Raw genomic sequence first — 24,741 nt, 5'->3', positions numbered from 1 at the left:
CTAGTTTAAAGCTTCTCTAGTTGAGATTGCTTTATTTAAATTTTCAACTAACTTTTTTGCTACTGATCTAGCATTTTTTTGTCTCATTTTCTTGAATTCACTTAATGACTCTTCTGCTACCTCATATAAGCCAACAGGGTTTCTGTCATAGCGATAGCTACCAAGTAGGAATTCTATTTTTTCGATGATTGGCGTATAATCATTCTTCTTGGTTTTTTTGAATTTTTCTAGAGCTTCTACACAAGCTTGCTCGATGAGTTGATTCGATTCTTTTTGCATGTTATAAAGTGGTAGATGATTAGACTGAACTCTGATGTTAAAGAGTTTAATTAGATATTAATATGTACAAATATAGTGACTTAGGTAGAAAATAAAAGAAATCCATTCTGAATTAATGTATTGATAATCATGTATTTAGTACACTTTATTTGTGCTTTTTAGGGGTTTGGATTGGATAAAATATAGTTGAATTGAACCATAGGAATAAATAGTTGCATTATATGGTTTTTTTTAATCAAAAAAATTCATAAATTTCATGTGTTATTTTAAAAGCGTTTACAGTAATTTTTTTTAAAAACATCTGTATTCTTTTGCCTTTTCCCCAAATCTTGCAACTACATAATGATGCTAAAGGAACAAAAAAGTGAAATCCAAGAAAGTTTGAATGAGGAGATCAATCAGGGAATAGAAGAGGAAAGACCTGAAGAGGTTGATTGTGTTCGTATTTTATTTACGGTTCAAGATGAGAGCCAATTGAGAGATTGTGCTAAGTATCTTTCTAATTATTGGAGTGATGAAAAAGATTTAGATTATGAATTAAAAGAAGAACTAATTCGTCGTTTACCAAGAGTTAATACTCAAATCCAAAAAGAATTGTGGGCATCACTTCTAAAAAATCTAAACTTCTCTGTTAAAGAAAAACTATTTATTGTTGAGCTGCTTTGTTTTTGGTTGTGTTCTTCAATTTCAGAAGATACAGTTAAAATCAACTGTATGTACACTTTGTCTGAGTTAATCAATAAAAATGATTTTTCAAGACAAACTGCAATTTCTAGTATCAGAAATCAGATGATATGGGGGAGCTTGAGAGTGAAGGAAGTGGGGAATGAAATTCTTCAAAAGATATAAAAAAATCCTCCTGAGTGTATCAAGAGGATGAAGCCGTACAAATTGATTATTTTTTTATAAGCAGTGCAACAGAGTGTACTGCCATACCTTCTTCACGGCCTACAAAACCCATTTTTTCAGATGTAGTAGCTTTTATCGAAATATCGTTTTCGTCTAAGCCCATAACTTTTGAAAGGCATGTTTTCATAGCAGGGATATGTGGATTTATTTTTGGACGTTGAGCTACAATCGTGCTATCTACATTACTAACTTCGTATCCTTCCTCACGAATTAACTTCATTACATCTTTTAACAATATCTTACTGTCAATGCCCTTAAATTCGGGATCTGTATCAGCAAAGTGGTAACCAATATCTCTCATATTTGCTGCTCCCAAAATAGCATCACAAATCGCATGTATTAGTACGTCTGCATCAGAATGACCTACTAGGCCATGAGTGTGTTCAAGCTTAATTCCACCTAACCATAAAGATTCTCCTTCAGCTAAAGTGTGTACGTCGTATCCTTGTCCTACTCTAATTTTCATATTTCAATGTTTATTTAAAACAAAAGTAAAAAATCTGAAGAGAATGGAGTTTCATTTTAGAGAATAAAAAAAAGTTCAAAAGAATAACTTTTGAACTTTCATTATGAAGTCATTTCATAAAGCTTATAATATTGTTACAAGATCTTCTGGTTCTTTCACCATTGTTGTTTTATGCTTTGTAGTAAACTGAGCGACCTTATCAGATGGGATACCTATGAATAATATATCATCTGTTTGATTTCTATTTCCTTTCCAACTGATTAATTTTTTCAATAACTCAGTCTTTTGTTCTTCCATATTTAATGGCGCGACTTCCTCAAGAGCTTTTAAAATATTCTTTCTTAAGAATTTCTTGTTCTCATTCCCTCCAAATTGATCTTGGAAACCATCTGTGAATAGATACATTGAATCTATTTCATTAAGGCTTAGCTCGTGAATTTTGAAGTTATTTTTGACTTTTCGTTGAATAGAATGTCCACCAATTGTAATTGAATCTCCTTTAAGTAGGTGAGCTTTTCCATCTTTCAAGTAAGCCAAGTTTGATTTAGCTCCTGAGAAATGAACAGTATTATCTTGATGATTGATTACTGTTACGCTTATATCCATACCATCTTGATTCTCGTTTGAATCTTGTTTTAATAGCATAGGAAGACGGTAACGTAGAGTCTTTAAGATTTTGTCTGGAGCTATAATTTTACGCATTAAAACAATTTCTTGTAATAATTGGTAGCCAATGATTGACATAAAGGCTCCAGGAACACCATGCCCTGTACAGTCAGCAGTAATTAAAATTGAGTTGCCATCAATATGGTTAAACCAGTAAAAGTCTCCACTTACAATATCTTTTGGTTTATAGATAATGAAAGTTTCTGGTAAATAGACTTTCATTTTCTCCTCATTAGGCAAAAGTGCACTTTGAATACGCTGAGCGTAGTTTATACTAGAAATAATTTGATTATTCTGATGATTCAGTTGTTGGTTTGCTGCGTTTACTTCTTCAGAAGATTCCATCAGCTCCTCATATTGATTTTCAATTTGATCAGACTGTTTTTGTATTTCTTTTTTATCAAGTAAGTTTCCTTGATTGAAAATAAAAAGTGTAACAATTAACCAAACTATGATACCTAAGAAGTTATTAATGAAGAGTAATTGATTTTCTTCAGGATCTAAAATTACCGTTTTTAATTCAATGTTGAGTGATGTAATGATATTATCAAAAATACCGAAAAAAGTAATTATAGAAATAAACCAAAAGATTGTTGATTTTCTTCCGCCTAATAAAAAACCATATCCTGGGACTGCAGCTAATAGTAATACATTAGGAGAAGTTGTGCCTCCTGTTTCTAATGTCATACCTATAGCTGAGAAGAACGCTATAGAACATGCTAAATTAACTGTTAAAAATTTAGGTAGATTATATTTAATACAAGCAATTGCTGCAATATTCCCTAAAGTTAATGCTAGTAGGAAATATGATGTTAATTCAAGGTGAAGTTGGAAGTAGTAGTTTAATACACCAAGACCATTTAAAATAGTTCCAATGATACCCATTAATACAGCAGTAATTAAACTGTAATAATTTGGGTGCGTATTATTTAAGCCCTTAGGTAAAAATGGTGTGGTAGTTTTTAGTACAATCTTGTGAAATAAGTTCATGTCCAGTTAATTCAAATTGGCTTTATCTGAAATTGCTCAAATATAATTATTTATAAAAATAGTTATATAGATGAAACGTCGTATATCGAAAAAATTGTGCCATAATAGCATTATTTCTGTTTGCATTTTCATTTTACCTAGATCTGTTTGAGGGATCTAGTTGTGAAGATAATTACGTAAAGTTATATAAATAACACTTTGTGTTATATGTAAAATGGCTTGTAACAGCTTTTTTATAAATTTGATAATTTTTCACCCTTATTTATTCGTTTTATGAAAAATGATATAAATTTGGATACAAAATTTTTAGAAAACTCAATTATTGAATTATAAATAGATCAGAATAAAATGGAGTTGAACGCGCAGAACGGTCAGTATGAAATCCAAGGACTAAATGTACTTGATATTGTAAAAACACATGGTAGCCCACTTTATCTTTATGACGGAGATAAAATGGAGCAACAATATAATCGATTGAAGAATGCGTTTGATGGAATCAATCTTAAGGTGAAATACGCTTGTAAATCGTTGACAAACCTTAGTGTTTTAAAGCTTTTCAAAAAGCTAGGCTCAGATATTGATACGGTTTCCATCCAAGAAGTTCAACTTGCGTTATTAGCTGGTTTTACTCCAGATCAAATTATATTTACACCTAACTGTGTTTCTTTTGAAGAAATTCAAGAAGCGGTTGAGTTAGGAGTTATGATCAATATTGATAATATTTCCATTTTGGAGCAATTTGGAAATCATTATGGCTCATCAGTTCCTTGTTGTATCAGAGTGAATCCTCATATTATGGCTGGAGGAAATTCAAAAATTTCAGTAGGTCATATCGGTTCAAAGTTTGGGATTTCGGTTTTCCAAATGCCACATGTTAGAAAAGTGGTAGAGAATCATAATATCAAAGTTGTCGGTTTACATATGCACTCAGGGTCAGATATCTTGGATAGCCAAGTATTCTTACAAGCTGCAAATGTATTATTTGAAGCAACTGAAGGTTTTGATGATCTTGAATTTATCGATCTGGGTAGTGGATTTAAAGTTGCTTACAAAGAAGGTGACGTTACCACAAATATTGAGGAAGTTGGTAAAGTGTTAGGGGATGCTTTCAAAAGCTTCTGTAAATCTTATGGTAGAGAACTTGAGCTTTGGTTCGAACCTGGTAAATACTTGGTGAGTGAATCAGGTTTACTGCTTGTAGAAACCAATGTGATCAAACATGGTTTAGCAGCTGTTTTTGTAGGTGTAGATGCTGGACAAAATCATTTAATTCGTCCAATGATGTACGATGCTTATCACCATATTGTAAACATCAGTAACCCTAAGGGTAAGGAACGTATCTATGATGTAGTAGGATATATTTGTGAGACAGATACTTTTGGTCATAATCGAAAGTTGAATGAAGTTCATGAAGGAGATATCCTTGCGATAAAAAATGCAGGGGCTTATGGCTTTATGATGAGTAATAACTACAACTCAAGACTCAGAGCTGCAGAGGTTCTTATTTACAAAGGAGAGGCAAGATTGATAAGGAAAAGAGAGACTATGGATGATATTGTAAGAAATCAGGTTGATTTCTTCGAGTCTGAAACAGTTCAACAATAAAAAAAATAGCAGCCCTTTCTTTTTGGAAAGGGCTTTATTATACATCATTTTTTAAGTATCTGTAAATATTCTAACAAAATGAATAAACTAGAAGAAGGAGATATTCTTAGTTTACAGTTCGAAAAGAGAAATGGACTATTGCCTGTTGTTGTGCAGGAAGTGAAGTCAAAAGAAATTCTAATGTTGGGTTATGCTAACAAGGAAGCTTTTGAGGAAACTCTTCGTTCAAAATATGCAACATTTTGGAGTACTTCGCGAAATGAGCTATGGACGAAGGGATTAACTTCGGGAGATACATTGAAAGTTGTAGAGATCCGAGTGGATTGTGATCAAGATGCAATAATTTATATCGTAGAGAAAGAAGGACGTGGTGCATGTCATACCAAAAGTAAAAAAGGGACTGCACGAACTTCGTGTTTCTACCGAAAAATGAATTTGACTGAGGAAGAGGGAGAACTTGAATTCATAGAGAAGTAAGTATTTTTTTAACTTTCATATGAGATTGTTTTCATCATAAAAACAAGAATAATTATGAGCTTGAGAGATAAAATTAGAGATATAGCAAAAGAAAGGTTGGATAAAGTAATCGATATCAGAAGACATCTGCATGCGAATCCAGAACTTTCTTTTAAAGAAACACAAACAGCAAAATTCGTAGCTGAAGAATTAAAAGCTTATGGCATCGAAACGCAAGAAGGAGTTGCAGATACAGGAGTCGTAGGATTGATTAAAGGGAAAAACCCTGATAAAAAAGTAATTGCACTAAGAGCTGATATGGATGCACTTCCAATTCATGAGGCAAATGATGTTTCTTACAAATCAAAAAATGAAGGCGTGATGCATGCTTGTGGGCATGATGCTCATACTTCTTCTCTTTTAGGTGCTGCATATATTCTCAATCAAGTTAAAGATGAGTTTGAAGGAACTGTAAAATTGATCTTCCAACCAGGAGAAGAAAAATTGCCAGGTGGAGCTTCATTGATGATCAAAGATGGTGTTCTGCAAAATCCAGCACCACAAAAAATCTTCGGACAGCATGTCATGCCTCTTATTCCTGTAGGAAAAGTAGGATTTAGACAAGGGATGTACATGGCTAGTGCAGATGAAATTTATATGACTGTGAAAGGTAAAGGAGGTCATGGTGCAATCCCAGAAATGAATATTGACCCTGTATTGATTACTTCTCACATTATTGTTGCATTACAACAAATCATTAGTAGAAACTGTAGCCCAAAAATTCCTTCAGTGCTTTCTTTTGGAAAAGTCATTGCAGAAGGAGCTACAAATGTTATCCCTAATGAGGTAAAAGTAGAAGGTACTTTCCGTACAATGAATGAGGAGTGGAGAGGTGATGCTCATGTCAAAATTAAAAAAATGGCAGAGGGTATTGCAGAAAGCATGGGTGGTGAAGTTGAAATAAATATCATGAAAGGATACCCGTGTTTGATTAATGAGCCAGCTATGAGTGCAAGAGCAAAAGAAGCCGCTATAGATTATATGGGCGAAGAAAATGTTGTGGATTTGGATTTGTGGTTAGCTGCGGAAGATTTTTCATTCTTTTCACAAGAGATGGATGCTTGTTTCTATAGATTAGGTACAAGGAATGAAGAAAAAGGGATTGTTTCAGGAGTTCATACACCTACTTTTGATATAGACGAGTCAGCCCTAGAAATAGGAGCAGGCCTAATGGCATACTTGGCAGTTTCTGAATTGGAACAACTGTAAATGTGTCATAAAAAATGCAATTATGTCTTAGTATTTGAAATTTATTGCCGAGCATTGATGTCATGATGACATAATAAAGTGCTTGGCAATAATTTTGTTATGCCATGAGCATAGTAAGTAATTAAATCGATACGAACCAATGGCAGAAGATAAGAACGAAAACTTGAATCCAGAACAGGAAATTAATCAAGAAGATACGGTAGAAAATCAAGTAGAGGAAACTACAGCTGAAGATCAAGATACCGATAATGTTGAGGAGCAAGAAACTGCGGAAGTATCATCAAACGAAGAGGAATTGGGAAAAGTGCAGCAAGAATTAGGTGAGATGAAAGATAAATATCTACGTCTTTATTCAGAATTTGAAAACTATAGACGTAGAACATCCAAAGAAAAATTAGACTTGATCAAAAACGCTAATGAAGAATTGATCAAGGATGTGCTTACTATTTTGGATGACTTCGAAAGAGCTCAAAAAAATACGAAGACTGAAACCGAGGAAGGCGAGAAGATTATGGAAGGTTTAGACCTTATCAAATCAAAACTTGCCAAACAATTAGAGGGTAAAGGTCTTAAAGAAATAGAAGATAGTACAGGAAAAGACTTCGATATGGATATCCACGAAGCTATTACACAGATTCCTGCACCATCAGACGATCTTAAAGGTAAAGTTGTGGATGTAATCGAGAAAGGTTACACTCTAAATGATAAGGTAATTAGATATGCAAAAGTAGTTGTTGGAGCATAGGGCTAACATATTACTTTTCAACTCCCAAAAAGATATTCATAATCAACAGATAAATGGCTAAGAGAGATTATTACGAGGTATTAGGTTTGAGTCGTGATGCTTCTGAAAGCGAAATTAAGAAGGCTTACAGAAAAATTGCAATCAAATACCACCCAGATAAAAACCCTGGTGACAAAGAGGCGGAAGAGAAATTTAAAGAAGCTGCTGAAGCTTATGAAGTGTTGAGTAACGCTGATAAAAAACAACGTTACGACCAGTTTGGACACCAAGGTGTAGATGGCGATTTTGGTGCTGGTGGTATGAACATGGATGATATCTTCTCTCATTTCGGAGACATCTTTGGTGGCGGCGGATTCGGAGGTGGATTCGGTGATTTCTTCGGAGGTGGCGGTCGTGGTCAAGGCGGTCGTCGTGTTCGTAAAGGTTCAGACCTTAGAATCACTCTAAAGCTAACATTGGAAGAAATTGCCAATGGTGTTGAGAAAAAAGTTAAGATTAAAAGATACGTTACCTGTCCTACTTGTAATGGTAATGGAGCAAAAGATGGTTCTTCACTAAAAACTTGTCATACTTGTAATGGTACAGGACAAACTAGAAAAGTTGTCAATACCATGCTAGGTCAGATGGTTTCTACGCAAACATGTCCTACTTGTGAAGGAGAAGGTCAAATCGTAGAATCTAAATGTGAGACTTGTAACGGAGACGGACGTGTCTACAAAGAAGAAGTTCTAAATATTAAAATTCCTGCAGGTGTAACTGAAGGAATGCAACTGACAATGAGTGGTAAAGGTAACATGCCGAAACGTGGTGGTGTTGCTGGTGATCTACTAATTGTGATCAAAGAAGTTGAGGAGAAAGAACTAATTCGTGATGGAGTAAATGTTCATTACGATCTTCATATCAGCTTTGTTGATGCTGTATTAGGTACTTCAGTAGAGGTTCCAACTATCAATGGAAAAGTAAAAGTTCCAATTGAACCAGGTACGCAAAGTGGTAAAGTTCTTCGTTTGAGAGGAAAAGGAATCAAAGAAATCAATGGATATGGGCACGGTGATCAATTGATTCATGTGAATGTTTATACTCCTACAAAGGTTTCTTCAGAGGAACGAGATATTCTTGAAGGCTTAAAGGATTCTCCAAACTTTGACCCTCACAAGCAAGGGAAAAAAGAAGAAGGATTCTTCGAGAAGATTAAGAATTCATTCAAGTAGAATTCTTGAAGAAAGCATATACAAAAGAGTCATCCTAAATAGCATTTTAGGATGACTCTTTTTTTGTGGTATTAATTCTTTGGTTTCATTCTAACAAAAGGGATTATCATTTCTTCTAGAGAAATACCGCCATGTTGGAATGTATCTTTGTAGTACTTCACATAATGATTATAGTTGTTTGGGTAAGCGAAGAATTGATCTTCAGACGCAAAAGCATATGAAGAAGAGACTTCTTGCTTCGGTAGACCAATTTCTTCAGGGTCTGCTACTCCAAACACATGTTTACGATCGTAATTCAGACTTTTTCCCTGCTTATATCTAAGGTTAGTATTTGTATTTCTATCGCCAACAATTTTCTGTGGTTTCTGAACACGAACCGTTCCATGATCTGTAGTAATGATCACTTCAACATCTTTATTGGCTAAAAACTTAAGCATTTCAAACCAAATTGAATGCAAAAACCACGATTTTGTAAGACTACGATATGCCGCTTCATCAGGAGCTAACGTTTTCATCATTTGCAGATCTGTACGGGCATGAGATAGCATGTCTACAAAATTGATGACAATTGCATTTAAGTCGTTATTCATCAAGTTTGGAAGGCTTTCCAAAACCTGTTTACTCTGCTGAGTATGAATAATTTTATTGTAAGAATACTTTGTTTGTGGTCTGTATTTTTTGAGTTGTAGCCCTAGCAATTCAGATTCATAGTTGTTTTTCCCCTCTTCTTCATTATCAGACACCCAATATTCTGGCAATTTTTGACTAATGTCTAATGGTGACATTCCTGCGAATATGGCATTTCTGGCATATGATGTTGTAGTTGGAAGAATAGAGAAGTAAGTAGTGTCCTCTTCAAAAGTAAAGTACTCTGAAATAAGAGGTTCTAATTCTTTCCATTGATCCAAACGGAGGTTATCAATTAAGAAAAAGAATAAAGGCCTTTCATCCGAAAGATGTGGGATAACTTTTTCCTTAATTAATTGATCAGAAAAGATAGGTTTCTCTTCATTATCACCAGTAATCCAATCTAAATAATTAGCTTTAATGAATTTGGTGAAGTTTACATTTGCTTCTGTTTTTTGCATTTGCATTACATCGCCCATGCTTTTGTGTTCAGTCTGATTAATTTCTAAATCCCAATGAATTAGTTTTTTATATAAATCAGCCCAATCTTCATGATCTAGTTCATCGCCAATAGCACTGCTAATGCTTTGAAATTCTTGTTGATAGCTTAAATTTGTCTTTTGAGTGACGATTCTTTTTGTGTCAAGAAGTTTTTTAATAGACAATAGAATTTGGCTAGGATTAATTGGTTTGATTAAATAATCTGCAATTTTAGCCCCAATAGCTTCCTCCATGATGTATTCCTCTTCACTCTTAGTGATCATAACTACAGGAGTGTTTGGTCTGAATTGCTTGATGGCTTCTAATGTTTCAAGCCCGGTCATTCCAGGCATATTTTCATCTAGAAAAATTAGATCAAAAAATGTAGATTGACATAAATCAACGGCATCGCCTCCCGAATTAACAGGAGTAATAGAACAACCTTTTTGCTCTAAGAATAAAATATGAGGCTTCAATAAATCAATTTCATCGTCAGCCCAAAGAATGTTATAATTTTGATTTGTCATGGTTGATTTTTATGCTTAACAAAACCGTTGAATCGGGGAGATTAAGGTATTTTTGAAAGGAAATATACAGAAAAAGCATTAGGAGTTGAAACGTTTTACCAAAGCAGGGAGTAATAATTAAAAATACCTACTTAAATCAATGTACTTTTTATGAATGAATCAAACATCCAGTTATATCAAGAGCTCGAAGATTTACCTCAAAGTATTGTTAAAACAATTTTAAAGTTGCCTGAGGGGATTCAGAAAGAGTTTAGAGTTCTTTATCAGCAAAGAAGAAAGACAATTTTTGGGGTGTACTTTTTCCATGTACTTGTTGGAGGAAGTTTTGGGTATTTGAATAATTGGGTTATTCAGTTAGTTTTTTGGCTTACTTTATTTGGTGGATTTGGTATAGGATGGTTGATTGCATTACCTATTTTACCTTTTTTGGTAAGGAAAGAAAATAAACGAATAGCACGTAAGACCCTAACAGAATTACTTGTCAAGCATAACTATCATTTGAAAAAAGGTGAAAGATCGACTTCTTCTGTGTATACCTCAGCATTTAATCCTAGAAATATTCGGAGAGATCATGACTTTGATCCATCAAGAATCACTATTGATCAATTAAAGACGAAAGATCTTTTTGACTTCGATCTCAAGACATGGGCGATCATTTCAGAAGCTCAATTTGATTATGAAAATGCCGAGTCTGAAAGATGTTTGAGTGTTATGTCAGGTATCGAGACAGCGTTTGTGTATTGGAAAAGAATAGGAGAACACCTGCAGGTAGCGTTTGCAAAACCAGAAAATCTATTTAAAATTGATGCCGACATATTGAAGAAATTGGAAGAAGATAAAGTACCTCCAAATATATTACCATTCAAAGGAAAACAATATTATAGAGAACCAGGTCTTCAAGGTCTTTATTTTAAAGCTGAAAATTCAATCACAAAATCGGAGAAGTGTAAGGTTTGGATTTATTGGGATGATGATCGGAAGAGTTTTATTAGACTTGAGCAAATTGGAAAAAGTCAACTCACTGCTTATCATGGAATGCTTGAGCTTGAAGAAAGATTTTCAGATTTATTACCTGCTTCAATTCGGTAAAATGGCGCTGATATAAAAAAAACTCTCATCTAATTATATTTAGATGAGAGTTTTTTGTGATTGGAAAAATCTAACTGAAATCTTGTTACTTCTTGAAGAATTTTTCTGTTTGGTTATCAAAGCAAACGTAATACATTCCACTATTTAGATTTTTACAATCCACTTTGATTCCGTTTCCTTTTGAAATTTCTTTCCCGTGTTTGTCAAGAATACGAAACTTTACAGGGTGAGAGAAGTTTAATTCTTCATTAACTCTTTTCGGGTAAAATGTAACTTTTTCGTTCTCAGCTTCAAAAACCATTTCATTAGAGAAGTGGATTTTACCAGAGTTTTCAAGGTATTTGATTTTGTAACGGTTTACACCAGAGTGATGTGAGGCCTCTGCTTGATAAAGGTTATTTCTATCACTTTCTTTTCCTGGAAGGACTTTAAGGTTTTTCCACTCGTTGTGTTCGAACTTCAGAAGATAGAAAACACCATTTAGAGACTCACCAGTTGTTTCCCATGATAAGAAATCTTGGTCTGCATCAATTTTTACAAATTCGAAAAATCCCTTTTTCTGAATTGCATTTGGGTTGAGTAATCTAGGTTGACAATGGGTGTGATGAAAGATTTTAATAGTAATGGGTTTACCTTCTTCTAAATGACTTAGGTCTAATTCGAAGGCTGTTTTTTTAGGAATAGACTCCACTAATTCATCATTGATTAACAACTCTGTGATACAAAATATACCCGATTCATCCTGAGGATTTTCGATGTATAAGTTGGTTCCCTGATAAATCCCTGTAACTACCATTTCGGCAGCAAACAGAGAACTACTTAAGAATGATAAGAGTAGAGAAAAAATGATAGTCTTTAGCTTAATCTTAGTATGAAATTGGTTCATAACTATAATTTCAACGTGTAGTTAAAAAGGTTAAGTTATATTAATTGATTTTTAAAAATACGTTCCTCTGAAAAAATAAAAAAATCCATACTCAAGTAATTTTATCGAAATAAAAGATAAACTGATATATCTAAATAAAATGCTATTATTAATTGGATTATTGAAATTGGTTACTGCTTGATTATCCGATTTTTACTCAAATTTTAGAAAGATTTCTAAATCAACAATATTTTTATTGGTATATTCTTAATGTCTAATGTGATTTTTTACATTAGATGAATTCTCTAATTTTTGAACAAACAGTTACTATGTCATTTTTAGAAAGAGCTCAAGAAGAAGAAATCATGGACGACTTATCAATTAATGATGATGGGTTAAGACAAACGCTTGCGGAGTTAGATGTTATCAATAAGTGGCTAGGAGGAAATAATCCGACGTTACGAGGTGTTAGGAAGCTTCTTCATGGAAGAAATAAGAATGATGAAATTGTAATTGTTGATATGGGCTGCGGTAGTGGTGAAATGTTGAGATTAATTGATGAATCTTTCAGAGGAGAGTTTGAAAGATTGAAATTAGTCGGTATTGATGCAAATCCGCATGTAATAGCATATGCTAAAAGCAAGAGTTTAGGTCATGATATTGAATTTTCTGTTAAAAACGTATTTGAGAAGAATTCAATGAATTGTGATATTATTATATCGACATTATTTCTCCATCATTTTAACTCAATTGAATTAGAAAGCTTGATTAAGAAATGGCAGTCTGGTGCTACATTTGGCGTTGTTATAAATGATATACATAGGCATTGGTTCGCCTATTACTCAATCGCTTTTCTTACCCACTTCTTTTCTAAGTCTTATATGACGAAGTATGATGCAAAGCTTTCAGTTAAGCGTGCATTTAAAAAGAAAGAATTGAGTGTTTTTTATGAAGGGATGGGGTGGAGAAGTGTTCAGGTAAGTTGGTGTTGGGCTTTCCGTTGGCTTGTCATATTAAGAAACTAAAAGCCCAACACTTCATCTTTTATTTTTCTTCTCGGGCTGCAATATAAGTTGCTCCGATAAGTACTATTAATAAGAAAATTGCTATGGTTTCAAAAGCTAAAATATGATGTGTCATCAGCTTGATTCCTATAACTTCAAAAGTTTGGTACTTCAGAGCCACTGATGGTTGGGCTTGTAGCTCTACATTTTGTGTTAAGAAAAATATTAACCCAAAAAGAATTAAACTACTTATACCTCCCATCAAGTAATGATGCCCTCTTTGGTTATCATTCGCATTCCTTGTGTACATAATACCAAATAGCATAAGTACAAGAATACCCCCTATATAGACCATTACTTGTGCAATTGCTAGAAAATCAGCTAGCGCAAAAACAAAAATAGCAGCAACACCCAATAATGAGTTTAGTAAGTAGAATGCACTATGAATTACATTTTTACTCAGTAAAATCAATGTTGCAGAAATGATTGTTAGTCCTCCGAAAAAATAAAAAAATAGCTCTTCCATAATTTTATCATACAATTCATGAACTATGAGTCACTTTTAGCACTCACTCTAGCTCTTGGTCTAAACTTAGGTTTTGGTTTCGAAGCTGTTTCTGATGAAGTAGTTTCAGCCTTCATGCTCGATTGCTTTTTTGCTTCTTGTTGAGCTTCGTAGGCTAGACGTTTGTCTTGGACCTCTTCTTCTGTCATTTTAGAGAACTTAAAGTCAAGATCTTCTAAGTTGAACTCACTGAAGTCAAAATCATTTGTCATTGTAAGACATTCTGTCGGACAAACAGTTGTACATAGCCCACAATAACAACATTTGGCTAAATCTATATTAAACTTTGCAGGATATAATCTTTTCGCAGTACCGTCTGATGTGTGTCCAATCACCTCTGAAGATTTAATCGATTCGATTTCAATACAATTCACAGGACATACTTTCGCACATTTATCACAGACAATACAGTCTTCAATTTCATTATGAAGTTGGTACCTTCCGTTTACGGGAACAGGAACCTTTTCTTCAGGATAATAAAGCGTTTCAATTCCTTCTTTCTCAAAGTAACCTGGAGCACTTACAGATTCTGGAGTTCGTCTATCTGTAGTAATCGCTTTTTTGAAGTGTCCTAAAGTCAGTTTGGCACCGTGTACCGTTGTACTTACGGAATCCTTTATATTTTTAAAATATGAGTTCCTTTCTTCTTTCATATTATTGAACGGTCGTATAGCAATTGCTAAGTATCTGGGAGTATTTATTGTAACTTTTCAAATACTTTTAGTCTATGAATAACTCTTTGTTCAGATACTTGTTTATAGAAATGAGAAATAAGTTTAAGAAATGTAAAGTTAAATAATTAGAAGAAATAATTTAACATCTTAATTCTTTCACAACGTTTTTTGTAGACTTTGCATTTTTTTAGGTAGGTGAAATGAATGAAAATTGTATTTTAAAGATTACAACAAATTATTATTGATACACTTCTTTTCTAATTAGGTAAAACGAAACGAATAGGTATTGCTTTTATGACAACAAAGCTAATTTTAGATGAATTTGTGAATGAAAAAGTGTCTCCAAGTATTATGGATCAACTACTCTCATTGGGGTGGAGGCATTTTGGGGAAAGATTCTTTCGATATAATCTGAGTATTTATGAGGGCAAAGTTTGTCGAGTATTACCTCTAAGAATCAACTTGAGAAAGTTTGATTTTAATAAGAAACAACGGAAAATTATAAAGAAGGCAAAAGACTTTACTATAGTAATCAGAGATTTAGAAATTGATGATGAGAAGTTAGAACTTTTTGAAGAGCATAAACATAAATTTAAAGAGAGTGTACCTCAGTCTATTTACGAGTTTATTAGTCGTAAAGATCCCGCTATGATTCCCTGTCTTACGAAGGAGGTATGTGTCTATGATGGAGACATACTGGTTGCCTGTAGTATTATGGATGTGGCTGAAAGAAGCTGTTCTAGTATTTATGCAATGTATAGATTGGAATATGCGCAATATAGTTTAGGAACGTATACGCTCTTATTAGAAATTGAATATGCCAAGATGAATGGATTTTTATACCACTATCATGGCTATTGTTATGATGTTCCTTCCTTCTATGATTACAAAAAACGCTTTGAAGGATTAGAGTTTTTTGATTGGTATTCGGGCTGGAAAAAATATCCTCCTAAAGACCTTCGTAATTAATGTTAGAGTAAAAAATAAGCTGAAAATAGTTCTTGATATTAATTACATTCTTTATTACCTTTAAAATTATGACTTTTTTGAGTCATTGAGAGAAAATCTGAATTTTCATTTATCGGAATTGATACCAAACGATTTGAGAAAATCGTTTTTTCTTTTCTAGCAAGCCTTACACTTCAGACAGAAATTGTAGGGCGTTTTATTTTACTACAGATCAATACAAAAGAAATTTATATACAATGTCAAAGTTTACATATTATACTCCAGAAGGTTTAGAAAACCTTAGAAACGAATTATTGGAGCTAAAGACAAAAGGACGTCAAGATATCGCTAAACAAATTGCGGAAGCTACAGATAAAGGAGATTTGAGTGAGAATGCTGAATATGATGCAGCTAAAGATGCTCAAGGACACCTAGAGGCAAAAATTGCACATTTAGAAAACTTAGTTGCAAATGCTAGAATTATAGATGAGTCTAAATTGGATTTATCAAAAGTAGCAATCCTTTCTAAAGTGACAATTAAAGCTCCTAACGGAATGAAAGTTACTTATCAGATTGTAGCTGCTCAAGAAGCTGATTTGAAACAAAATAGAATTTCTATCGATTCTCCTATGGGACAAGGTTTGTTAGGGAAAGAAGTTGGTGATTTTGCAGCAGTGAAAACTCCAAGAGGAGAAATGAAATATGAGATTGTAGAAATCGGAAGATAATTGTTCTGAATTTTCACATCATAATTGATATACCTTTTATTAGGGAATTAGGCAATGGGTTTATACTCATTGCTTTTTTTATGTCTGTTTCAGAGGTGATAATTTAAACTGAGACTACTCACTGCTGATGAAAATCATTAAATGTAGTTGATTAATATTGTTGAAAATTTTTAAGCTTTGACTCAAATTCTAGATATCAAAAGGAACTAAAACTCAAAGTTATATAATTTGATAATTATGAGATTTTAACAAATTAATCGTCTAGTTATCTGACTTTATTAATTTCCTGATTTGCAATAAACCCAAATTGTAAAATATAATTCTAAATGCAGCTCTTCAAAAGTGTTCTAAAAATTCAATGAAATCATGTTTTGAAGCAAAAAAATCTATGTTAATCCTATGAGAAAAGGGATACATTTTATTTATTTGCGCAAAGTGTAAAAATTACGTTTATTATTCGTGATTCAACTAAAACAGGACATTTTTAAACAACACTAGATCTTTTACTGCGATTCAATAACTTAGAATTTCAACTTAACCATGAGAAACCGCAACACAAATGGACAAGACTGGCGTCAAGATCAAATTGATGCTGTTTGGAAAAAAGCGAAACCTATTTTAGGCTATAGCCCAAATGAGTACAGAAGAGATGTTTGTGGTGGAATTATCCGCTACACTGAGTATGGCAATGAAAAGTCTGAATGGGGTTGGGAAATTGATCACATTAAGCCTACTGTAATTGGTGGGGATGATGAGTTGACTAATTTACAGGCGCTTAACTGGCAAAATAACAAAGTGAAGGGGAATGATTACCCTTCTTATACCTACGCTGTAAAACATGTAAATGTTTGAACTAACTAATACTAAACACGCAATTGAAAAAGCCTACGCCATTTTGGTGTAGGCTTTATTTTTACTAAGACAATTGTCTCTTGTAAAGTTGGATGGTATTTTCTAATCCGTAATAAAGTGCATCACAAATTAGAGCGTGACCAATAGAAACTTCATCAAGACCTTTGATTTCTTCTCCAAAATAACGGAGGTTTTTCAAGTCAAGGTCATGTCCTGCATTTAGACCAAGTCCGAGTTCAATGGCTTTTTCCCCAGCTAAAATGTAATCTTTAATGGCAGCCTCTTTATCGTTATGATAATTGGTAGCATAAGGTTCAGTGTATAACTCTACTCTGTCGGCACCAATAAGTGCAGCACCTTCAACCATTTTAGGGTCTGGATCAACAAAAATAGAAGAACGAATCCCTTTTTCTTTCAATGCCTTGATCACATCTGTCAGAAAATCTTTATGTACGATGGTGTCCCATCCTGCATTTGAAGTAATCGCATGTTCAGCATCTGGTACAAGTGTCGCTTGTTCAGGAACAACTTCGAGTACCAAATCCATAAAACGATCTTGCGGATTCCCTTCTATATTAAATTCTGTGGTAACTACCTTTTTAAGGTCGTAAACATCTTGATATCTGATATGGCGCTCGTCAGGTCTTGGGTGAATGGTGATTCCTTCGGCTCCAAAACGCTCACAATCTTTGGCTACTTGTACCAAATTCGGATTGTCTCCGCCACGTGCATTACGGATAGTTGCAACTTTATTGATATTTACACTTAATCTCGTCATTTCTACGCTAATTTCAATTCAGTTTCAAATCCATTTTCGGTATATTTGTGCTAATTCGAACAATGGATATTGTTTATTCTAGAACAAAAGTAAAACAAATATAATGTCGCGAAAAGTTGAGCAATGTTTTGTTTGTGAAAGGAAATAGCTTTTGTACACTAGAATTGAAGATTTTTCAACCTCAAACCCCTATAATAATGAGCTTAAAAGCGAAAGTTCAAGAAGGAATGAAAACTGCCATGAAGGCAAAACAAAAGGACGTACTAAGTGCCTTGAAACAAATAAAAGCAGAAATCCAGAAATTGGAGACAGCTGGTGGCGTAGTAGGGGAGATTACTGAAGAGCAAGAAATGAAGCTTTTGGTAAAAATGGCAAAGCAACGTAAAGATACAGCTACAACTTACCAAGAGTCTGGGCGTGAAGACTTAGCGGCAGTTGAGTTGAAAGAACTAGAAGTAATTGAAGAGTTTTTGCCAAAACAAATGTCTGAGGAAGAAGTAGCGGCTGAAATTAAAGCAATTATTGAAGAGACTGGTGCTTCATCTATGAAAGATATGGGTAAAGTAATGGGGCTAGCATCAAAAAAATTAGCAGGTAAAGCTGATAACAAGAAAGTTTCAGATTTAGTGAAACAGTTGTTAGGTTAACATACACATAAGTATTCAACCCACCTTTTATGTTTTATTTCTCATAGACTAAAAGGTGGGTTCTTTTATTTGATACAAAAATTAGGATAGCTGATTTTAACTAGTCAAGGAGACGATGATTCTATTGTTAGATAATTTCGATTCATTTACATACAACCTTGTAGATTATTTTGGGCAGTTGGGAGTGGAGTGCAAGGTTTTTAGAAACACAACTCCTATTGAAGAAATCATACAATATAAATATGATGCAATAGTTCTTTCTCCTGGTCCAGAAACACCTAAAAAAGCTGGAAACTTATTACAGGTTTTAGAGTTTTATGAAAATAAGCTGCCAATTCTTGGTATTTGTTTGGGGCATCAAGCTATTGGAGAATACTTTGGGGCAAAGCTTGTGAAAGGAGAGAAACCAATGCATGGTAAAATCTCAGAAATATCGGCAGATAGCACTTCAATTCTTTTTAAAGGTTTACCTCAAAAATTTGATGTGGTAAGGTATCACTCATTGTGTTTAGTAGACATGCCCTCAACATTGAAAATTACTGCTCAAACTCAAGATCAAACAGTAATGGCTTTGGAACATGGAAAATTACCAATCTGTGGGCTTCAATTTCACCCTGAAGCTGTACTTACGGCTTATGGTCTCGAAATACTTAAAAATTGGATTAATACTTGGTCTTAGCGATTTGAAGCTTAAAAGCTTTTTTAAAACATTTTAAGAATTTAAGAATCTTCTGTATTAAAGCCCCTTTATAAGCCCTAGAGGGTTTTTTTTTGTGTTGCTCCAAAAATTATTCTCTATTTTCAACATAAGGAATTAGAAAAAATATTTTAGTTCCACGATGAGAGGAATAAACCCATAACATTGTGATGACTATAAAGAATAAAAGTTTTTTTCTTCTTAGTAGTAATCGATAGCCCTCTCTGTTCAAGACATTGATGTTTCGTTTGAAGGATTACGTCTGCTACTCCTTATCGCAAATCAATGCACTAAGCTCTCATATAGTAAAGATTGATGTAACCCTATAGTTAGCTTAAAAGCACTAACCCAAAATAATTTGATTCGCTAATGGCAAAACTTAAACACATTATTCAGCAACTTTCCGATAATGACTTCAATGCGATCTATGAATCACTTTTGGAGAGTAATGCTGAAAAATCAGCCTATCTGTTACGTTCAATGAGAGGCAATAGCGTGGCAGATATTACTATCATGGAAGAACTGAGCGTAAATACTAATGCATATTATACTTTACGTTCACGTTTGAATCAGAAAATCGAAGAGTATTTATTGGAGCAAATGGAAAGTCCTCGGACGGATTTGCTTAAAAAAGTAGCGAATATCCCTGAAATGATCTTTTCTAGAAAGAAAACCATTTCGATTGCTACATTGAAAAAATTGGAGAAAGAGTTATTGGACTACGATCTTTCAAATGAATTGACGATAGTTTATAAAACACTCAAGCGTTTACATTTAAATTCTCCAGATCATTATCAATATTCTCAGTTGTATAACAAGCATGTTTCTTATATGCTTGCTATTGATAAAATTGAAGATATTGTAGCTGATTACTTTAAGAAGTTTAGCGAATTTGCACTTACAGGAAATGAGAATGATCGACTCAGTCTGGAGCTGCTTAATAATGAGCTGAATAATTTATGTAGTTTATATGATTCGCATAGACCGTATGTTTATAAGAGTTGTGTAAACATATTCCATCGTCTTTTTGTGAAGGAGGATGACCCATTTAGTACTGATGATGAAGCTCCAATCGAGGATATCTTTGATCGTATAGATGGAATCTTCCAAGAATATCAACAAGACCCTCTTTATTATCACCTGAACTTAGTCTTCTCATTCTTGAAGTTAGAGTATTACAACCACTTCAAAGTGTATAGAAATGTAGAGAAGTATTTTGATGAAGTAAATGAGCAGTCTTCGGCACTGATGTCTTACTGTAACTTATTTACCTTCCCTTCTCAGTACTTGAAGACAAAAGTTGAGCGTCATCTAAGAACAGGTACAGAAAAAGAACTGTATGAAGAGAATAAACACCTATTCTTAGATTATAGCCCAGATGTAGAAGATATTCCAAACTACATCAGTTATGTGACTTACAGAGCTATCTGCTGTTATTATGCCGATAAGTTTGATGAAGCTGCACGCTGGATCAACAACTTATTGAATGAGTTGAGCTTGAAAAAGTACCCAGAAGCTTTATTGGAAATAAAAACAGTATTGGCACTTCAGTATTGCTGTATGCGAGACTTTGACTTATTTAATCAGTTGGTTAATAGTATTCAACGTCAAATACGTCTACTTGGTAAAGGGCAATGTGAAGATATTGTTTACTTCGTGAAGATGTTGAAAACTGGAATTAGCGAAGCGAAGAAGGACAAAGAAATGAAGATTAATTCTTTAGTGGATAAGTATAATAAAATAAAAGCAGGACGTCTGAATTGTCCGACGCAGTATATCCGCAAAGATGAGAAGTTTATAACACGTTTGTGTGAACCAGAAAATGTAAGCTTATAACAATTACTCATGGATTTGGTAAAAGCATCAAGACTATTCTTGGTGCTTTTTTATTTTTTGGGAACAATATCAATTAATAGCCGTTAGAACAAAGCTGTTCTTTAATCATTCAACAAATTCTTTGAGATGAAAGCACTTTGTTTTGACAAATTCGGTGAAGCCGATGTATTATATTATTCTGATATCCCAGAACCGACCCTTGGTGAAAATGAAATTCTTTTAGAAATGAAGTCAATCGGTCTTAATTACGCCGATGTTTACCGTAGAAAAGGGAATTATCATTTAGAAGGAAACCCACCCTTCATCTGTGGGTATGAAGGAGCTGGAGTTGTAAAGCAAGTCGGCAGTAAGGTGACAGACTTTAAAGAAGGTGACAGAGTGGCTTTCGCGGATGTTCCTTATGCAAATGCCGAATTAGTAACTGTGTCTGTTGAAAAAGCAATTCCATTATCTGATAAAATTTCATTTGATGAAGCAGCTGCACTCATGTTGCAAGGTTTAACAGCTCAATACTTGACGCACGATAGCTATAAAGTGTCTGAAGGGGAATGGGTTTTAATTCATGCAGCCGCAGGAGGAGTAGGGCAATATCTTACACAAATAGCAAAGGCAAGAGGTGCTAAAGTGATCGGATTGACTTCTAAGGAAGAAAAGAAAGAGGCCGCTTTAAATGCTGGAGCTGATTTCGTTTTTCTTTACGGAGAAGATTGGGTAGGAAAAGTAAAAGAAGTGACTACGGCAGGTGTTCATGTGGCTTATGAATCGGTAGGTGCAACTATTATGGATTCTTTTGCCGCGACAAGAGATACAGGAACGGTTGTTTTCTTTGGAATGGCGGGAGGTGATCCTGTTCATATTGACCCGAGAATGCTTATGGATACTTCCAAAACTCTAACAGGTGGAGATCTTTGGTCTTACTTGGTATCTAAAGAAGAGCGATTGAAAAGGTCTGCCGCACTTTTTGAAATGGTAGAAAAGGGTGAGATTAAAGTCAATATTGATAAGAAATTTAGTCTGTCAGAAGGAAGTAAGGCGCATGCCTATCTTGAGTCTAGGCAGAGTAAAGGTAAGATTTTATTAATCCCTTAATGAAAAAGTCCTAGAGTCGGTACAGACTCTAGGACTTTTTACTTTATTTCACTTCAAAATTAAAATACTTTGATTTGAATGGTTCGTCTCTAAGGGTGAAATGCCACCATTCTTCTTTTAGTGGTTTAAAACCATGTTTAGTCATGATGTCTCTTAAGAATATCCGATTGGCTCTCTGCTCTTTGTTTACACCTTGAGATTCTCCCCAAGATTTTGCACCAAAGTAATCCCACCTTGTGCCCATATCTAATTCTTGTACTTTTTTATCTTCATCAAAATAGACTAAAGTTAGATCGACGGTACTGCCTCTAGAATGCCCTGATTTTGTTGCAATAAATCCTTTTTCAAAAAGCTGATCTTTCTTTACTTCAGGATAATAGATTTGTTTATTAACAGTGTCTTCTAAGTTCTTAGCCCAACGAACAAAATGATCGACAGCTCTTTGCGGTCTATAGGCATCGAAGACCTTTAAGCCATACCCCATTGATTCGAGTTCTTGTTGAATATTACTCAACGCTTTGGCTGCATCAAGACTAATAATACAGCGTGTACTTGTATATCCGTCTACTGTGTCGGCAACAAAATTATTTTTAGAATAGTAACGTAACTCTACTTGAATATTAGAATTGACTTGGTCTAGGTACACAAATCCTTCAGGTAGACTTTGTGCATTACAAAATGATAAAAAGATAAAAAGAGAGGTGAATGTCAAAAAGTATTTCATTTGTTGAATAGTTAAAATTTTGGTGATTGCTTAATTCTGTATGTACAATCTGCCACTTAAGATACTACTAGATTTTTCTTATATCGTAATATTTCCTGTTTTTACATAAGAGTTCCTTCACGTTACATGGACTCAGCTTCAAGCTACATAAGCGTTCCTTCACGTTACATGGACTCAGCTTCAAGCTACATAAGCGTTCCTTCACGTTACATGGACTCAGCTTCAAGCTACATAAGCGTTCCTTCACGTTACATGGACTCAGCTTCAAGCTACATAAGCGTTCCTTCACGTTACATGGACTCAGCTTCAAGCTACATAAGCGTTCCTTCACGTTACATGGACTCAGCTTCAAGCTACATAAGAGTTCCTTCACGTTACATGGACTCAGCTTCAAGTTACATAAGTGCTCCTTCACGTTACATGGACTCAGCTTCAAGCTACATAAGCATTCCTTCAAGTCAGAGTAGATCTTTAATCGCTGTATATGTTTACTTCAAAGTAATAAGTTCTTGGTCTGTGAATTTGAGTTACGAAAATAAAAAAATATAACTTTCTTTTTAGTCTTACATGGACATAGTTAAGTATAAGTTATTGCTAGTGAATTAATCTTATAAGTTGTAAAATGTCAAATACTTACTCCTCCTTAAGCTAGATGTTCAGAATACAGTTTTCCCATTTACCAATTATAGGGTCACCTAAAGAATATGCATTAGAGCATCAGATGCTTAATGCATGTTTCTTCGTGATCGGTATTGGGAGTTTTCCTGTAATCTCGGTTTCTTATAGCTTGCCCGAATTTGAGATAGTAGCTCTCACAATGTCTAGTTATACATTAATCTGTTTGGTTGGGTATATTTTTTCAAAAGTCAGGCAGAACTATGCCCTTGGGGTGCATATTTTTACCTTCTTAACACTTTTTACGGTGTTTACAGTTTGGATGCTTTTGGGAGGAATAGAAGGAATTATGCCTTCAGTATCTTTAGTTGTACTTGTTGTGTTAGTGCAGTTCTATCCTAAACGGTATTTCAAAAACTTGATAATTGGGACGATTTTATCTTTTCTATTATTTGTCATTTTAGAGCTTTTTTACTCCGATTTGATATTGATGAAAGAAGTGCCGATGGTCATCAGTATTCATCTGTGGGCTATGCAATTGTTTTTTGTTTCTTCAATACTTATTCTATTTAAAAATGAATATCATAGGTGGAAACAGGGGTTTTACGATAAAGAGGGAGAATTGAGAAATGCACTAATGAAGGAGAAGGAGTTGAGCAACCTCAAAAGTCAATTTATAGCCATGGTCTCTCATCAATTTCGAACTCCAATTACCGTGGTTCAGAGTTCTGCTGAAGTATTGGATATGTTGCAGAAGAAAGATAATAATGAAACCAATGGGCTTCGAGTCGTGAAACAACTATCAAATATTCATGGGGCGATGGACAGGCTTACGGAAATGCTTGAGCAAATTTCTACTTTTGATCGCATAGAACGAGAGAAGTACGAATTGTATTTCCAATACGTGGATTTTAGGGCATACCTTCAAAATATTCTTTCTAATTATAAAAATGAGAATCGACTTACTGATGCAACTATTGAAATTGAAGTAGAAGGTAATGCACAAAAAGTATTAGTAGATTTTAAGTTGATTGAAAATTGTCTGAAGAATCTGATCAATAATGCACTCAAGTTTGACCCTAGAAGAAGGTTTCCGAAAATAAAATTGAGTTATGCTCAGAAAGGAATCAACATTCATATAAAAGATTGTGGAGTGGGAATTCCTAGTTTAGAGAAGGAAAGAGTATTTGAGCCATTTTTTAGAGCTTCTAATGTTGCAAATATTAAAGGCACAGGTATGGGATTATCCATTACTAAGTATTTTATCAGTTTACATCAGGGGAAGATTTGTGTAAATAGCTGCCTTGATGAAGGAACAGAAATTATCGTTTTTTTACCTTATGCACCCTCAAATAAGAATAAGGATTAGATTATTTGATAATTCTAATTCCTATTAAAAA

25 protein-coding genes are annotated in these 24,741 nt (G+C 34.1%); 16 read left to right on the top strand and 9 right to left on the bottom strand.

The features are described from left to right. Window positions 1–279, bottom strand: coding sequence for a hypothetical protein (locus tag BC781_RS02455; protein ID WP_109615660.1), 279 nt, complete (start codon window positions 277–279; stop codon window positions 1–3). Window positions 280–621: 342 nt separating this feature from the next. On the opposite strand from BC781_RS02455, the gene BC781_RS02450 reads away from it, so the two are divergent. Beyond that, window positions 622–1,128 (top strand): hypothetical protein, encoded by a 507-nt coding sequence (locus tag BC781_RS02450; RefSeq protein WP_146201608.1) that lies wholly within the window; start codon window positions 622–624, stop codon window positions 1,126–1,128. Window positions 1,129–1,174: 46 nt separating this feature from the next. Here BC781_RS02450 and ispF read toward each other — a convergent pair whose 3' ends face one another. Further along, the gene (ispF, locus tag BC781_RS02445) at window positions 1,175–1,654 is read right to left on the bottom strand and encodes a 2-C-methyl-D-erythritol 2,4-cyclodiphosphate synthase (RefSeq protein WP_109615658.1); all 480 of its coding nucleotides are present in this window, start codon (window positions 1,652–1,654) and stop codon (window positions 1,175–1,177) included. A gap of 123 nt (window positions 1,655–1,777) precedes the next feature. Beyond that, entirely contained in the window at window positions 1,778–3,310 is a 1,533-nt protein-coding gene (locus BC781_RS02440; RefSeq protein WP_109615657.1) for a PP2C family protein-serine/threonine phosphatase, read from the bottom strand. Window positions 3,311–3,664: 354 nt separating this feature from the next. On the opposite strand from BC781_RS02440, the gene lysA reads away from it, so the two are divergent. The 5 genes from lysA to dnaJ all read left to right on the top strand — a co-directional run bounded on the left by lysA (window position 3,665) and on the right by dnaJ (window position 8,596). Continuing rightward, a complete protein-coding gene (gene lysA / locus BC781_RS02435; RefSeq protein ID WP_109616566.1) occupies window positions 3,665–4,915 on the top strand; it encodes a diaminopimelate decarboxylase in 1,251 nt (416 codons plus the stop codon). Between the two features lie 78 nt (window positions 4,916–4,993). Continuing rightward, entirely contained in the window at window positions 4,994–5,392 is a 399-nt protein-coding gene (gene hisI / locus BC781_RS02430) for a phosphoribosyl-AMP cyclohydrolase (protein WP_109615656.1), read from the top strand. A 54-nt stretch (window positions 5,393–5,446) separates the two neighbouring features. Then, window positions 5,447–6,640, top strand: a complete 1,194-nt coding sequence (locus BC781_RS02425) for a M20 metallopeptidase family protein (RefSeq protein WP_109615655.1) — start codon at window positions 5,447–5,449, stop codon at window positions 6,638–6,640. Window positions 6,641–6,779: 139 nt separating this feature from the next. Next, entirely contained in the window at window positions 6,780–7,385 is a 606-nt protein-coding gene (locus tag BC781_RS02420) for a nucleotide exchange factor GrpE (protein WP_109615654.1), read from the top strand. A 53-nt stretch (window positions 7,386–7,438) separates the two neighbouring features. After that, window positions 7,439–8,596, top strand: coding sequence for a molecular chaperone DnaJ (dnaJ, locus tag BC781_RS02415; RefSeq protein WP_109615653.1), 1,158 nt, complete (start codon window positions 7,439–7,441; stop codon window positions 8,594–8,596). Between the two features lie 71 nt (window positions 8,597–8,667). Here the strand turns inward: dnaJ and porX are convergent, their stop codons facing one another. Next, complete coding sequence (porX, locus tag BC781_RS02410) at window positions 8,668–10,230, bottom strand: T9SS response regulator signal transducer PorX (protein ID WP_109615652.1); 1,563 nt, start codon at window positions 10,228–10,230, stop codon at window positions 8,668–8,670. Between the two features lie 150 nt (window positions 10,231–10,380). Between porX and BC781_RS02405 the strand changes: the two genes are divergently transcribed. Then, on the top strand, window positions 10,381–11,319 hold the full coding sequence (locus BC781_RS02405) for a DUF4178 domain-containing protein (RefSeq protein WP_109615651.1): 939 nt from the start codon (window positions 10,381–10,383) through the stop codon (window positions 11,317–11,319). Between the two features lie 85 nt (window positions 11,320–11,404). Here the strand turns inward: BC781_RS02405 and BC781_RS02400 are convergent, their stop codons facing one another. Beyond that, window positions 11,405–12,205: a T9SS type A sorting domain-containing protein gene (locus tag BC781_RS02400; protein WP_109615650.1), complete on the bottom strand. Its 801-nt coding sequence runs from the start codon at window positions 12,203–12,205 to the stop codon at window positions 11,405–11,407. A 308-nt stretch (window positions 12,206–12,513) separates the two neighbouring features. Between BC781_RS02400 and BC781_RS02395 the strand changes: the two genes are divergently transcribed. Next, complete coding sequence (locus tag BC781_RS02395; RefSeq protein WP_158281375.1) at window positions 12,514–13,209, top strand: methyltransferase domain-containing protein; 696 nt, start codon at window positions 12,514–12,516, stop codon at window positions 13,207–13,209. A gap of 19 nt (window positions 13,210–13,228) precedes the next feature. Here the strand turns inward: BC781_RS02395 and BC781_RS02390 are convergent, their stop codons facing one another. Next, on the bottom strand, window positions 13,229–13,714 hold the full coding sequence (locus BC781_RS02390; protein ID WP_109615648.1) for an NADH-quinone oxidoreductase subunit J family protein: 486 nt from the start codon (window positions 13,712–13,714) through the stop codon (window positions 13,229–13,231). Window positions 13,715–13,737: 23 nt separating this feature from the next. Beyond that, a complete protein-coding gene (locus tag BC781_RS02385) occupies window positions 13,738–14,406 on the bottom strand; it encodes a 4Fe-4S binding protein (protein ID WP_109615647.1) in 669 nt (222 codons plus the stop codon). A gap of 315 nt (window positions 14,407–14,721) precedes the next feature. On the opposite strand from BC781_RS02385, the gene BC781_RS02380 reads away from it, so the two are divergent. The 3 genes from BC781_RS02380 (at window position 14,722) to BC781_RS02370 (ending at window position 16,955) form a co-directional block, all read left to right on the top strand. After that, window positions 14,722–15,396, top strand: a complete 675-nt coding sequence (locus tag BC781_RS02380; RefSeq protein WP_109615646.1) for a GNAT family protein — start codon at window positions 14,722–14,724, stop codon at window positions 15,394–15,396. Between the two features lie 236 nt (window positions 15,397–15,632). Beyond that, window positions 15,633–16,103 (top strand): transcription elongation factor GreA, encoded by a 471-nt coding sequence (gene greA / locus BC781_RS02375; protein WP_109615645.1) that lies wholly within the window; start codon window positions 15,633–15,635, stop codon window positions 16,101–16,103. A 540-nt stretch (window positions 16,104–16,643) separates the two neighbouring features. Beyond that, window positions 16,644–16,955 carry an HNH endonuclease signature motif containing protein gene (locus BC781_RS02370; RefSeq protein ID WP_109615644.1) on the top strand — a complete coding sequence of 104 codons (312 nt, stop codon included), beginning with the start codon at window positions 16,644–16,646 and terminating at the stop codon, window positions 16,953–16,955. A gap of 64 nt (window positions 16,956–17,019) precedes the next feature. On the opposite strand, the gene BC781_RS02365 is transcribed toward BC781_RS02370, so the two are convergent. Beyond that, the gene (locus tag BC781_RS02365) at window positions 17,020–17,733 is read right to left on the bottom strand and encodes a pyridoxine 5'-phosphate synthase (protein WP_109615643.1); all 714 of its coding nucleotides are present in this window, start codon (window positions 17,731–17,733) and stop codon (window positions 17,020–17,022) included. A 197-nt stretch (window positions 17,734–17,930) separates the two neighbouring features. Between BC781_RS02365 and BC781_RS02360 the strand changes: the two genes are divergently transcribed. From BC781_RS02360 to BC781_RS02345, 4 genes are all read left to right on the top strand, one after another. Continuing rightward, window positions 17,931–18,380 carry a GatB/YqeY domain-containing protein gene (locus BC781_RS02360; RefSeq protein ID WP_109616565.1) on the top strand — a complete coding sequence of 150 codons (450 nt, stop codon included), beginning with the start codon at window positions 17,931–17,933 and terminating at the stop codon, window positions 18,378–18,380. 115 nt (window positions 18,381–18,495) lie between these two features. Beyond that, a complete protein-coding gene (locus tag BC781_RS02355; RefSeq protein WP_109615642.1) occupies window positions 18,496–19,059 on the top strand; it encodes an anthranilate synthase component II in 564 nt (187 codons plus the stop codon). Between the two features lie 387 nt (window positions 19,060–19,446). Continuing rightward, entirely contained in the window at window positions 19,447–20,913 is a 1,467-nt protein-coding gene (locus tag BC781_RS02350; RefSeq protein ID WP_109615641.1) for a hypothetical protein, read from the top strand. A 126-nt stretch (window positions 20,914–21,039) separates the two neighbouring features. Continuing rightward, window positions 21,040–22,002: a quinone oxidoreductase family protein gene (locus tag BC781_RS02345; protein WP_109615640.1), complete on the top strand. Its 963-nt coding sequence runs from the start codon at window positions 21,040–21,042 to the stop codon at window positions 22,000–22,002. A gap of 43 nt (window positions 22,003–22,045) precedes the next feature. On the opposite strand, the gene BC781_RS02340 is transcribed toward BC781_RS02345, so the two are convergent. Beyond that, a complete protein-coding gene (locus tag BC781_RS02340) occupies window positions 22,046–22,726 on the bottom strand; it encodes a M15 family metallopeptidase (protein ID WP_109615639.1) in 681 nt (226 codons plus the stop codon). A gap of 652 nt (window positions 22,727–23,378) precedes the next feature. Here BC781_RS02340 and BC781_RS02330 point away from each other — a divergent pair. Then, window positions 23,379–24,710 carry a sensor histidine kinase gene (locus BC781_RS02330; protein ID WP_109615637.1) on the top strand — a complete coding sequence of 444 codons (1,332 nt, stop codon included), beginning with the start codon at window positions 23,379–23,381 and terminating at the stop codon, window positions 24,708–24,710. Window positions 24,711–24,741: the final 31 nt, after the last annotated feature.

It is taken from the genome of Sediminitomix flava (genome assembly GCF_003149185.1).
Classification (GTDB): Bacteria; Bacteroidota; Bacteroidia; order Cytophagales; family Flammeovirgaceae; genus Sediminitomix; species Sediminitomix flava.
This window is presented reverse-complemented; position numbering and strand designations above follow the sequence as displayed.

Bases quoted from the DNA above. Each gene is read 5' to 3' on its own strand.
- BC781_RS02405 (WP_109615651.1), top strand. From the start codon at position 10,381: ATGAATGAATCAAACATCCAGTTATATCAAGAGCTCGAAGATTTACCT.
- BC781_RS02360 (WP_109616565.1), top strand. From the start codon at position 17,931: ATGAGCTTAAAAGCGAAAGTTCAAGAAGGAATGAAAACTGCCATGAAG.
- BC781_RS02340 (WP_109615639.1), bottom strand. From the start codon at position 22,726: ATGAAATACTTTTTGACATTCACCTCTCTTTTTATCTTTTTATCATTT.
- BC781_RS02345 (WP_109615640.1), top strand. From the start codon at position 21,040: ATGAAAGCACTTTGTTTTGACAAATTCGGTGAAGCCGATGTATTATAT.
- BC781_RS02365 (WP_109615643.1), bottom strand. From the start codon at position 17,733: ATGACGAGATTAAGTGTAAATATCAATAAAGTTGCAACTATCCGTAAT.
- BC781_RS02385 (WP_109615647.1), bottom strand. From the start codon at position 14,406: ATGAAAGAAGAAAGGAACTCATATTTTAAAAATATAAAGGATTCCGTA.
- BC781_RS02350 (WP_109615641.1), top strand. From the start codon at position 19,447: ATGGCAAAACTTAAACACATTATTCAGCAACTTTCCGATAATGACTTC.
- BC781_RS02450 (WP_146201608.1), top strand. From the start codon at position 622: ATGATGCTAAAGGAACAAAAAAGTGAAATCCAAGAAAGTTTGAATGAG.
- BC781_RS02390 (WP_109615648.1), bottom strand. From the start codon at position 13,714: ATGGAAGAGCTATTTTTTTATTTTTTCGGAGGACTAACAATCATTTCT.
- BC781_RS02425 (WP_109615655.1), top strand. From the start codon at position 5,447: ATGAGCTTGAGAGATAAAATTAGAGATATAGCAAAAGAAAGGTTGGAT.
- BC781_RS02455 (WP_109615660.1), bottom strand. From the start codon at position 279: ATGCAAAAAGAATCGAATCAACTCATCGAGCAAGCTTGTGTAGAAGCT.
- BC781_RS02395 (WP_158281375.1), top strand. From the start codon at position 12,514: ATGTCATTTTTAGAAAGAGCTCAAGAAGAAGAAATCATGGACGACTTA.
- BC781_RS02400 (WP_109615650.1), bottom strand. From the start codon at position 12,205: ATGAACCAATTTCATACTAAGATTAAGCTAAAGACTATCATTTTTTCT.
- dnaJ (WP_109615653.1), top strand. From the start codon at position 7,439: ATGGCTAAGAGAGATTATTACGAGGTATTAGGTTTGAGTCGTGATGCT.
- hisI (WP_109615656.1), top strand. From the start codon at position 4,994: ATGAATAAACTAGAAGAAGGAGATATTCTTAGTTTACAGTTCGAAAAG.
- BC781_RS02370 (WP_109615644.1), top strand. From the start codon at position 16,644: ATGAGAAACCGCAACACAAATGGACAAGACTGGCGTCAAGATCAAATT.
- ispF (WP_109615658.1), bottom strand. From the start codon at position 1,654: ATGAAAATTAGAGTAGGACAAGGATACGACGTACACACTTTAGCTGAA.
- greA (WP_109615645.1), top strand. From the start codon at position 15,633: ATGTCAAAGTTTACATATTATACTCCAGAAGGTTTAGAAAACCTTAGA.
- BC781_RS02380 (WP_109615646.1), top strand. From the start codon at position 14,722: ATGACAACAAAGCTAATTTTAGATGAATTTGTGAATGAAAAAGTGTCT.
- BC781_RS02420 (WP_109615654.1), top strand. From the start codon at position 6,780: ATGGCAGAAGATAAGAACGAAAACTTGAATCCAGAACAGGAAATTAAT.
- porX (WP_109615652.1), bottom strand. From the start codon at position 10,230: ATGACAAATCAAAATTATAACATTCTTTGGGCTGACGATGAAATTGAT.
- BC781_RS02440 (WP_109615657.1), bottom strand. From the start codon at position 3,310: ATGAACTTATTTCACAAGATTGTACTAAAAACTACCACACCATTTTTA.
- BC781_RS02330 (WP_109615637.1), top strand. From the start codon at position 23,379: ATGTTCAGAATACAGTTTTCCCATTTACCAATTATAGGGTCACCTAAA.
- BC781_RS02355 (WP_109615642.1), top strand. From the start codon at position 18,496: ATGATTCTATTGTTAGATAATTTCGATTCATTTACATACAACCTTGTA.